Source organism: Acidithiobacillus ferriphilus (genome assembly GCF_018854775.1).
GTDB classification, from domain to species: Bacteria; Pseudomonadota; Gammaproteobacteria; order Acidithiobacillales; family Acidithiobacillaceae; genus Acidithiobacillus; species Acidithiobacillus ferriphilus.
The window spans coordinates 1-10796 of sequence record NZ_JAAZTY010000090.1 but is presented as its reverse complement, the minus strand read 5'-3'; the positions used below and the strand labels follow the sequence as shown (position 1 = coordinate 10796).

10 protein-coding genes and 1 tRNA gene are annotated in these 10796 nt (G+C 59.1%); 10 read left to right on the top strand and 1 reads right to left on the bottom strand.

The window, feature by feature from the left end; all coding sequences use genetic code 11:
- A partial coding sequence (locus tag HF921_RS07040) for an exopolysaccharide biosynthesis polyprenyl glycosylphosphotransferase (protein WP_215893571.1) occupies positions 1 to 622 on the top strand: 622 nt, incomplete at its 5' end.
- Between the two features lie 492 nt (positions 623 to 1114).
- Positions 1115 to 1477, top strand: a complete 363-nt coding sequence (locus HF921_RS07035; protein ID WP_215879902.1) for a hypothetical protein — start codon at positions 1115 to 1117, stop codon at positions 1475 to 1477.
- Positions 1478 to 1569: 92 nt separating this feature from the next.
- Here the strand turns inward: HF921_RS07035 and HF921_RS07030 are convergent.
- Positions 1570 to 1645: transfer RNA gene (locus tag HF921_RS07030), tRNA-Glu, on the bottom strand.
- 148 nt (positions 1646 to 1793) lie between these two features.
- Here HF921_RS07030 and secB point away from each other — a divergent pair.
- The 8 genes from secB (at position 1794) to hpnJ (ending at position 10693) form a co-directional block, all read left to right on the top strand.
- Positions 1794 to 2243, top strand: coding sequence for a protein-export chaperone SecB (gene secB, locus HF921_RS07025; RefSeq protein WP_064220049.1), 450 nt, complete (start codon positions 1794 to 1796; stop codon positions 2241 to 2243).
- A 3-nt stretch (positions 2244 to 2246) separates the two neighbouring features.
- Complete coding sequence (locus HF921_RS07020) at positions 2247 to 3275, top strand: NAD(P)H-dependent glycerol-3-phosphate dehydrogenase (RefSeq protein WP_215892424.1); 1029 nt, start codon at positions 2247 to 2249, stop codon at positions 3273 to 3275.
- A 117-nt stretch (positions 3276 to 3392) separates the two neighbouring features.
- Entirely contained in the window at positions 3393 to 4460 is a 1068-nt protein-coding gene (locus HF921_RS07015; protein ID WP_226834378.1) for a phytoene/squalene synthase family protein, read from the top strand.
- Positions 4457 to 6388: a squalene--hopene cyclase gene (shc, locus tag HF921_RS07010; protein WP_064219756.1), complete on the top strand. Its 1932-nt coding sequence runs from the start codon at positions 4457 to 4459 to the stop codon at positions 6386 to 6388. The genes HF921_RS07015 and shc overlap by 4 nt, the downstream gene beginning before the upstream one ends.
- On the top strand, positions 6370 to 7080 hold the full coding sequence (locus HF921_RS07005) for a phosphorylase family protein (protein ID WP_215893570.1): 711 nt from the start codon (positions 6370 to 6372) through the stop codon (positions 7078 to 7080). Before shc ends, HF921_RS07005 begins: the two co-directional genes overlap by 19 nt.
- On the top strand, positions 7077 to 8066 hold the full coding sequence (hpnA, locus tag HF921_RS07000) for a hopanoid-associated sugar epimerase (protein ID WP_215862037.1): 990 nt from the start codon (positions 7077 to 7079) through the stop codon (positions 8064 to 8066). Before HF921_RS07005 ends, hpnA begins: the two co-directional genes overlap by 4 nt.
- Positions 8067 to 8105: 39 nt before the next feature.
- On the top strand, positions 8106 to 9263 hold the full coding sequence (hpnI, locus tag HF921_RS06995) for a bacteriohopanetetrol glucosamine biosynthesis glycosyltransferase HpnI (protein WP_319025479.1): 1158 nt from the start codon (positions 8106 to 8108) through the stop codon (positions 9261 to 9263).
- Complete coding sequence (hpnJ, locus tag HF921_RS06990; protein ID WP_064220039.1) at positions 9263 to 10693, top strand: hopanoid biosynthesis associated radical SAM protein HpnJ; 1431 nt, start codon at positions 9263 to 9265, stop codon at positions 10691 to 10693. The genes hpnI and hpnJ overlap by 1 nt, the downstream gene beginning before the upstream one ends.
- The last annotated feature ends 103 nt before the right edge of the window (positions 10694 to 10796 follow it).

Genomic DNA, 10796 nt, shown 5'->3' with positions numbered 1-10796 from the left:
CGCCCGCCCCGGGCCGCGGATCATCAAACGGGCCTTTGATCTGGTGGCGGCCAGCATCCTGGTGCTGTTCCTGTCGCCCCTGCTGCTCTTTCTGGCGTGGCGGATTCGCCGGAACGATGGTGGGCCGGTGTTTTTTGTGCAGGAACGGGTGGGGCGGGGCGGGCAACCCTTTCCCTGTTACAAGTTCCGCAGCATGGTCATCGATGCCGAAAGCCGTCTGCGGCAATATCTTACCAGCCACCCCGAGTTGCACGCCGAGTATCAGCGCAATTTCAAGTTGCGTGATGACCCTCGCGTGACACGCATCGGGCACCTCCTGCGCCGCACCAGCCTGGATGAACTGCCTCAATTGTTCAACGTGCTCCGGGGCGAAATGAGCTTGGTGGGTCCGCGCCCTCTGCTGGACCGGGAGCTGGAGTGCTACGGCAACGGTTTAGCCCTCTATCGCCAGGTGCATCCCGGAATCACCGGCCTGTGGCAGACCAGCGGTCGCTCCGAGACCACCTTCGCCGAACGCGCCTCTCTGGACGCGTGGTACGTGAAGAACTGGTCCCTGTGGTATGACATCGTCATCCTGCTGCGTACCGTAAAAGTGGTGTTGCTCCGGAACGGGGCGTATTGATATCCCTTTCGCCATCATGCCACCCAGTTCTCGACGACCAGTCCTGCACCGGCATAGAGATCAAAATCGGCCGTGTTGCTGGTGTCACCAGCGTGACTCCCAGCGATAAGGCATGTGCGGCAATCATGCGGTCAAAGCTGCTCTTTCTGGCTGGGGGCTAGGGATGCGGACGGCAGATGAATTGCCCGCCATGAATTGGCTGGTATGAAAGACTTTACGCATGACTATCTCCAGGGGTTATAACGTCACGTTCGGAGTCGGCTTGCAGGAGCAGACTTCAAACCGCTCAGTGCTGCTCAGGAGACGGCGGTCTGCCCCACAGGTGGTGAACCTGCAATCACGCGGATATGGCCTCATCCTTCCGTAGCCCCTCGCTCACATACGCCTTGAGCAACAGCTGATAGCCAGAGAATCCGCGCTGTGGTGCGATCTCTTTCAGGGATTCCACCACGTCTACCGGTATTCGCAGCGTGACCGTGGTCGGAGCGCCCCTTGTTCAGACGGGTTTTGATACGTTCAGGAATACTTATAATCTTTCCTCTCATCATTGGTCAGTTTGCGGGCCGAAATAATGCGGATGGATTCGCCCTCGATCTCAACGGGTTACCTTGGCACGGCGATCTGTTGACCGTCGATGCCGAAAACAATCTTAAGACGAGTGTTCCGATATCGCGAGATTTGTCTGGAACCGATGGAGGCCAGGGATTGCTTTGCCAAGCTGGTAGCCAGCAGGATGTGGATATGGGAGGTTTCTTGCGTTGCGTTGCGCTTAGTGCGGAAGGTTTTCGTCTGGGAGGAGAACCCGCGTTTACGAATGATGGCTTGCCAGCCGATCACGTTATTATCTGGAGTTAACTGTCGCCATGCTGCCCTATGGTTCGTAGCTAAGTGCAGCATTTAATAATCAATGATAGCCATACTGAATTGGCTATCCTGTTGTTTTTTATTGGCGTCCCCATGGGGGTTCGAACCCCAGTTACCGCCGTGAAAGGGCGGTGTCCTAGGCCACTAGACGATGGGGACCTGGACAGCGCTAGGAATCCTACACAGAACAGGCGCACAGGGCAAGTGTTGTTTTTTGGAAATTGCGGATGCACACGCGTAGCCCAGGGGGTATCTCTTCAGGTAGACTAGGCCTCTCGCAATTCAAAAATCCAGGATAAAAGGACTTATGGACGAACAAGAAGCAATTTTTATGATCGAGCGCATTTACGTGAAGGACATCTCTTTTGAGTCGCCCAATGCGCCACTGAGTTTTGTGCAGACTGAAGCGCCGACCGTGGATGTGGGACTGAATACCACCAGCAACGGAGTGGAAGGGATGGACGACCTTACCGAAGTGACGCTGACCGTCACTGTCAAGGCTAAGGCGGGCGAAAGCACTTACTTTGCGGTGGAGGTTCAGCAGTCCGGTTTGTTTCGCATTCAGAACATTCCGGAGGAGCACATGCCCGCCCTGATAGCCGTGCACTGTCCGACGATACTGTTTCCTTACGCGCGGGAAGTGGTGGCAGATATGGTAGGCCGTGGTGGTTTCCAGCCTTTGCATCTGCACCCGGTCAACTTCGAGGCCCTGTATCAGCAGGCACAGGTCCAGCAACAGAACTACACGACGCAATAAGGCATGCGTTGGGCGGTGCTGGGGGGCGGTCACTGGGGGACCGCCCTGGCGGTTTATCTGCTCCGGCAGGGGCATACAGTGCAACTCTGGGGGCGCTGTGCCAAGCGTTTGCCCTGCCAGCCCGACCGTGTCGATCTTTTCCCCATATTCCCGCAGTGCGCGCGACCTGAAAACCTCTGCTGCACAGTGGATCTCGGCGTTGCTGTACGAAACAGTGAGGGTATCGTACTCGCCATACCCAGCCATGCCTTGCGCGCTTTGACGACGACTTTGCGCGCTTACCTGCCACCCGCTGCGCTGCTGGTCCTCGCCAGTAAAGGGTTGGAAATGCAGACTACCTTGCGCCTTGATCAGGTCTTGCGGGAGACCGTGCCGAATGTGCCGCTGGTGGTGCTTTCCGGGCCCAGTTTTGCTCATGACCTGATCCTGGGTAAACCACTGGCGATGACGGCGGCGTCCACCAGCCCGGCCTACGCCCAGCGGGTCGCCGCAGCCTTTGGCAGTGCGCAGATGCGGGTCTACACCAGTGATGATGTGGCGGGCGTCTGTCTGGGTGGGGCGATCAAAAATGTGCTGGCGATTGCCGCCGGCATTTCTGATGGATTGGGAAATGGCGATAGTGCGCGTGCCGCGCTCATCACTCGCGGGATGGCAGAATTACATCGTCTGGGAACGGCGCTGGGGGGGCGAACAGAAAGCTTCATGGGCCTGGCCGGTGCCGGCGACTTGATCCTCACGGCCAGCAGCGACCTCTCGCGGAACCGGCGGGTGGGTGTAGGCCTAGGCCGCGGCCTGAGCCTGGAAGCGGTGCTGCGCGAGATCGGTGAAGAAGCCGAGGGTGTGTGCACGGCGCAAGCACTGTTTCAGCTTGCACAGCGTCTGGGCGTGGATATGCCCATCACCGAGCAGGTGTATCGCGTGCTTTTTGAGGGTACGGCGCCGCGCGTTGCGAGCGATGTGCTGATGCATCGCGCCCGGCGTTCCGAATTGCGCATGCCGCCCGATGTCACGCTTTCCTCTGGCGAGTCGTGATGAGTCTGCCCAGGATGGGGCCGTGGGCCTGCAAGACTTGCAGAATGGGCCTGGGATCGTTACATTGCCGCCAGATGACAGGGTGTTTTGCACACCCGGATAAATAGAACAAGGAGTTTGGATGTCACCAGACAGAACCGCATGTTGACGGCAGCGCTGGCGCAGGCTTTGGCGTACCAGGCGCAAAGTCTTCAGGCCGTTTCGCGGACCTTTGCCTTGACGATTCCTCAGTTGCCGGAAACCTTGCGAGACGCGGTCGGTAATGGCTACCTTTTATGCCGGATTGCCGACACTATCGAAGATGATCCGGATTTGCCCTGGGAAAAAAAGGCCTACTGGCAGGCGGAGTTTCTCAAGGTGGTGGAGGGTGCGGGCGATGCCACCGCTTTCGCCGCGGCTTTTGGGGCGGACCTGTCGGCAGCGATGCCGGAAGCCGAGCATGATCTGATTCGTCATACCCCTGAGGTCGTTGCCATTACCCATAGCTTCACCCCGGCGCAGCGGTCTGCGCTGTCTCGCTGCGTGCGGATCATGGGGATGGGGATGGCGGAGTTCCAGCAGCACGCTTCGTTGCAAGGGCTTGCGGACATGGCGGAGATGGATCGCTACTGCTATGTAGTAGCGGGCGTCGTCGGCGAAATGCTCACCAGCCTTTTTGTGGAGTATGAACCGCGACTGGCACCGCATGATGCGGAGATGCAGCAGCTTGCGGTATCTTTCGGGCAAGGTTTGCAGATGACCAATATCCTCAAGGATGTCTGGGATGATTGGCAGCGCGGTGTGAGTTGGATGCCACGCGCAGTGTTCCAGCGTCATGGTTGCGATATTACCGCAGTACGGCCCGGTGGCCATGACCCGGCTTTTGCGGCGGGCCTCAATGAATTGCTGGGGATGGCCGCCGGGCATTTGCAGAATGCGCTGCGTTATACGCTGCTGATTCCGGCCGAACAGACGGGGATGCGTGATTTCTGCCTCTGGGCTATTGCCATGGCGGTGTTAACGTTGCGGCGGATCTCCGAAAATCCCGCTTTTGCTTCCGGGAGCGAAGTAAAAATCAGCCGGAGCACTGTGCATCGGGTGGTGTTCCTGTCGCGCCTGCTGCATCGCTCCGACACGCTCTTGCAACTGAGCTTCCGGGTGGGTGTCAAACCACTGGCGCTGTCTCCTGCCGCAGGACGAGCATGAATCGTATCCTGCAACCCATGCGCTATGGCGCGAGTATTTTTCGCGCGCCGCTGGATCGGGTCATTGCCGAGGCGCGTGCCGCCCTTGGCGGTCTGCAGGCGGAAGATGGCCACTGGTGCTTCGAGTTTGAAGCGGATTGCACCATCTCCGCCGAATATATTCTGATGCAGCACTACATGGATGAGCGCGATGGGCCCCTGGAGGCCAAGATTGCCGTCTATCTGCGCAATAAACAAGCGGATCACGGCGGCTGGCCCCTCTATTACGGTGGTCCTTTTGACCTGAGCGCTTCGGTGAAGGCTTATTACGCCCTCAAGCTGGCAGGGGATAATCCGGAATTGCCGCATATGCGGCGCGCCCGTGAAGCAATCCTGGCGCATGGCGGGGCGGAACGCGCCAATGTGTTCACGCGCATTACCCTGGCACTGTTCGCCCAGGTGCCGTGGCGGGCGGTACCCTTTATTCCGGTGGAAATCATGCTGTTGCCGCGCTGGTTTCCCTTTCAAATTTATAAAGTGGCGTCATGGTCGCGCACGGTGATGGTGCCACTGTTTATCTTGTGCAGCCTCAAGGCGCGTGCCAAAAATCCATTGCAGGTGCATATCCGCGAACTGTTCCGGCGGCCGCCGGAACAGATTGCGGACTATTTCAGCCATGCCCGGCAAGGGATTGTGGCGAATCTCTTTTTGTCTCTGGATCGATTTTGGCGGTTGATGGAGGACTGGATACCCCAGCGTATCCGGTGCCGGGCCGTGAAGAAGGCGGAGGCGTGGTTTACAGCGCGGATCAACGGGGAGGATGGCCTGAATGGCATTTTCCCGGCCATGGTGAACGCCCACGAGGCTTTGGAGTTGCTCGGTTATTCGTCCGACCATGTCTATCGCCAGCAAACGGGGGCAGCCTTGCGCAAATTGGTGGTGGAGCGGGCGACCGACGCCTACTGTCAGCCCTGTGTGTCACCCGTCTGGGACACCTGTCTCGCGCTCCATGCGTTGCTGGAGCAGGATGGCGAGGTGTCTCCGGCGGTACAAAGCGGTATCCAGTGGCTCAAGGACCGGCAGATTGGTGCCGAACCCGGCGACTGGCGGGAGCAGCGGCCCAATTTGGCGGGCGGCGGTTGGGCCTTTCAATACGCTAATCCTTATTATCCGGATCTGGATGACACGGCAGCGGTGGGCTGGGCACTGGCGCGGGCCGGGCGTGCAGAAGATCGCGACAGTATCGAAAGGGCGGCGGACTGGTTGGCCGGCATGCAATCCAGCAATGGCGGATTTGCGGCTTATGATGTGGATAATACCCACTATTACCTCAACGAGATTCCCTTTGCCGATCACAAAGCCCTGCTGGACCCGCCGACGGCCGATGTCACCGGGCGCGTCGTGGCCTTTCTGGCGTATCTGGCGCGGCCACGGGATCGCGACATTTTGCGGCGTGCCGTGGCATACCTGTTGCGTGAGCAGGAGTCGTCGGGGGCATGGTTTGGGCGCTGGGGGACCAATTACATCTACGGAACCTGGTCCGTGCTTATGGCCCTGGCTGAGCTGGATGATCCTTCTCTGAAGCCCGCTATGGAACGTGCGGCGCATTGGTTGCGCGCGGTACAACAGAGCGACGGCGGCTGGGGTGAAAACAATGACTCCTACGGTGACCCCGGGCTTGCCGGCATGGGCCAGGCTTCTACCGCAGCGCAGACGGCCTGGGCCTGCCTCGGTCTGATGGCGGCGGGAGATCAGGATAGCCCCGCCTTGCATCGTGGTATAGCCTGGTTGCAGATGTATCAGGAAGAGGACGGTCGCTGGCCGGACATCTTCTTCAACGCGCCCGGGTTCCCGAAAGTTTTTTACCTTATTTATCATGGTTATAGCCTGTATTTTCCGCTCTGGGCGCTGGCCCGTTACCGGAATTTGGGATGCATTGCCGGCGATTAGGGGTGGTGGTGGCCTTGGACGCGGAGGCGCAGGCCCTCCATGCCGGCGCCCTGCGCCATGATGTGGTGGTAGAAGTGAACGCGCAGCTCTTGCTGGTGGTCTCGGGCATGGGACCGGAGCGGGCGATGGCGGCGGCGCGTACGCTGCTTGCCGCGGGCGTCGATGGATTGGTCTCCTGGGGTACGGCGGGTGCCTTGCAGCCGGCACGGAAGCCGGGAGATTTGCTGTTGCCGGAAGTTGTGTTTGGGGCCAGCAGCCAGACCTGGTCGGTGGATTTGGCATGGCGCGAGATTCTGGCGCAATCCCTGTCCCTTCCCGCTTATGCTGGAGGCCTACTCTCGGTGGCCACTCCCTGCGGCTCGGTGGCTGCTAAGTCAGCCTGCTTGTTGGATTTTCCATTAGCGCAAGGGGTGGATATGGAAAGTGGCGCCATTGCGGCGATTGCCGATGCTGCGGGCAAGCCATTTGTGGTGATCCGCAGTATTGTGGACCCTGCGGATCAATCTCTACCAGACGCCGCCACGGGGAGCGTTGATGCATACGGTGGCCTGCAGGTGCTCAAACTCATGCGTGGGTTATTGCGCCACCCTGCTGTGTGCGTTGATTTAATGCGTTTGGGCGCGCAGATGCAGAAGGCGTTGAACACGTTACGCGCGGTTGCGCCGAGCCTGCAGGCGGGGAGGGTGGCATGAAGGCCTTGCTGACCGGCGCATCGGGTTTTGTGGGTGGTGCAGTATTGCGCCGACTGTTGGCCGAGGGGCTGGAAGTGCGGGTTTTGCATCGTGCTGGTGCCGATCCGAGCAACTGGCAGGGACTGAACGTGGAGTTGGTGGTCGGTGACTTGACGGATGGCCTCGCTCTGGATAACGCGGTCGCCGGTTGCCAGGCGGTCTTCCATGTGGCAGCGGATTACCGGATATGGGTACCTGAGCCGCATGCTATGTACGCCGCCAATGTAGGGGGTAGCGAACGCCTGGTGCGCGCGGCGCTCAACGCGGGTGTCGAACGGATCGTCTATACCAGCAGTGTTGCCGTACTGGGCCATTACGCCGATGGCCGGGAGGCGGATGAAGAGGTGCCATCTGATCTGAGCGCGATGATCGGTCATTATAAACGCTCCAAGTTTCTGGCGGAGGAGGCCCTGCGTACACTGTGCCGGAACGAAGGTGCCCCCATCGTCATCGTCAACCCCTCGATGCCCATAGGCCCGGCGGATCGCAAGCCGACCCCCACCGGGCGGATGGTGCGCGATGCCGCGGCAGGCCGTATGCCGGCCTATGTGGATACCGGTCTGAATGTGGTGCATGTCGATGATGTGGCCATGGGCCATTGGCAGGCGTTTACCGATGGTCGGGCGGGGGAGCGCTACATTCTCGGTGGCGATAACCTCCCGCTGGCGGCGATCCTCACCCGCATTGCCGGTCTCACCGGGCATCACTCGCCGTGGCTGCGCATTCCGCGGCGCCTGCTTTATCCCCTGGCCTGGGGCGCGGAGAGCGTGGTACGGCTGCGCGGTAAGGGGACGCCGTTGGTGACTGTCGACGAACTGCGTATGGCAGCGCACAAAATGTATTTTTCATCGGCCAAGGCGGAGCAGGCCCTGCGTTATACCCATCGTCCTGCAGAGGAAGCATTGCGAGATGCGGTACAATGGTTTGCCGATAACCACTATTTATAGTATGTCTGTCCATTTGCCCAGCGCAATTTTGGGGAACTCGTGTTCTGGTGGCTAGAGGCTATGGCGGCGTTGTTTTCTTTGGCTGCCATGGCCTATTTGTCGCTGGCGTTCTGGACGATGGGGCGCTGGCATCCGCTGTTGCCGGAGCGCGATGCCGGCGCCCCAGAAGAGGCCGTGTGCGACTGGCCCGGCATCAGTGTGCTCAAGCCTCTGTATGGCGATGGGGATTATCTTTACCCCGCGCTACGCAGTTTTTGCAAGCAGGACTACCCAATCTTCGAAATTGTTTTTGGCGTGCAGCGCCCGACCGATCCTGCTATCGCTGTGGTGCAACGTCTGCAGGTCGAATTTCCGGACTTGTCCCTGCGCTGGGTATGTACAGAAACGCGTATCGGCAGTAATCCCAAGGTCAATAATCTGGCGGGTATCCTCGCCGCTTGTCGTTATGATAGCCTGGTGATCAGTGACGCGGACATTACTGTTGGCCCCCATTATCTGCGCCGGATTTGCGCACCTCTGCAAAATAGGGAGGTGGGGGTGGTCACCTGCCTCTACCGGGCGTGTCCGGTGGCGACATTCTGGTCGCGGGTGCTGGCCAGTCAGGTGAACAGTCTGTTTCTGCCTTCGGTGCTGGTGGCGGCGCGCCTGGGTCCCAATATCTTCTGTGGCGGGGCGACCATGGCCTTGCGTCGCGCCACTCTGGAGGCTTTTGGTGGACTGCCTCGGCTGGCGAATCAGTTGGCGGATGATTACTGGCTCGGCGCCTATAGCCGCGAGTTGGGGCAACGTACCTGGCTGGTGAATTATGTGGTCGATACGGTAGTACAAGAAACCGGTTTCCGCGTGTTTTATCAGCATGCGTTGCGCTGGTCGCGTACCACACGAGCGGTACAGCCGCTAGGGTACAGCTTCTCTTTTTTGAGCTATCCGCTTCCCCTGGTGCTAGTGCTGTCTCCCTGGATGGGCTTCTGGGGCGGGCTGCCGTTAGGTGTGGTTCTCGTCTTGCGCCTCGTGTACCATAAAAGAGTTGAGCACAAACTCAGTGCAGAAAGTTCTTTCGGAGTGGCCCTGCTGGGAGATTTCCTGGGTCTGTGGATTTGGTTTCATGCCCTTTTCGTACGGCACGTCGCTTGGCGCGGGTCGCAATTTGCCATCGACGCCGACGGGCGGATGGATGGCCATGACGGAGCAACATAATGACGATGAAAACACTTTTCTTGCAAGCCCCTTCTTTTGAGGGATTCGACGGCGGTGCCGGTTCGCGCTATCAGGCCAAGCGGGAAATTCGCTCTTTCTGGTTTCCCACCTGGTTGGCGCAGCCCGCCGCCATGATCCCCGGCAGTCGTTTGCTGGATGCCCCGCCGGGGGACATCAGTGTCGAAGAGACCTTGCAAGTGGCGGCGGCGTATGAGTTGTGCATTATTCACACCAGCACCCCGTCTTTCCCGTCGGATGTACGCATGGCCGAGTTGCTCAAGGAGCACTACCCCAGGATGCTGATCGGTATGGTTGGCGCCAAGGTGGCGGTAGAGCCGGAAGAATCCCTCCAAAAGGCTTCCACAGCCGTCGATTTTGTGGCCCGCGAAGAGTTCGATTATACCGTCAAGGAAATAGCGGAAGGGCGGCCCCTCAGTGAAGTGGACGGCATCACCTATCGCTCCGGCAATGGTCAGATCGTCCATAATCCCGATCGCGCCATGATTGAAGACATGGATGCTTTGCCCTTCGTCTCCGAAGTGTACAAACGCGATTTGCACATTGAAGACTATTTCATTGGCTATCTGAAGCACCCCTATATTTCTTTTTACACCGGGCGCGGTTGCCGTTCACAGTGCACCTTCTGCCTCTGGCCGCAGACTGTCGGCGGACATCGCTATCGCACGCGCAGCGCCGCCAGCGTCATTGACGAGGTGCGTTACATCCAGAAGAACTTTCCGCAGGTCAAGGAAATCTTCTTCGACGACGACACGTTTACGGATGATCGTCCCCGTGCCGAAGAGATTGCCCGCGGTCTCGGTAAGCTCGGTGTGACTTGGTCCTGCAATGCCAAGGCTAATGTGCCTTATGAAACCCTCAAGGTACTGCGTGAGAATGGCCTGCGCCTGTTGCTGGTGGGTTATGAGTCCGGCGACCAGCAGATCCTCAACAACATCAAGAAGGGCCTCAAGGTCGAGGCGGCGCGTAAATTTACCGCCGACTGCCACAAATTGGGGATCGTGATTCACGGCACCTTCATCCTCGGTTTGCCAGGCGAGACCAAGGAGACCATTCAAAAGACCATCGACTTCGCCAAAGAAATCAATCCCCATACCATTCAGGTATCCCTGGCGGCGCCCTATCCGGGTACTTTCCTGTACAACCAGGCCAAGCAGGAAGGCTGGCTGACGGACGAAGACGAAGCCCATCTGGTCAACGACCGTGGCGTGCAGATCAGCCCCATGAGTTACCCGCACCTCAACCACACGGAAATTTTCGACTCCGTAGAGGTGATGTACAAGCGTTTCTACTTCCGTGCCGGCAAGATTGCCGAAATCACGGGGGAGATGCTCAAGAGCACGCAAATGATGAAACGTCGTCTGCGCGAGGGTGTCGAATTCGTCCGCTTCCTGCGACAGCGCCACGGCTGAGGTGGGGCAGGTCGGCGGTCGGCGGGTCATCTTCAACGCCGACGACTTTGGCTTGGATGTGGCGGTGAATGAGGCGGTGGAGTCAGCGCATCGTGATGGTGTG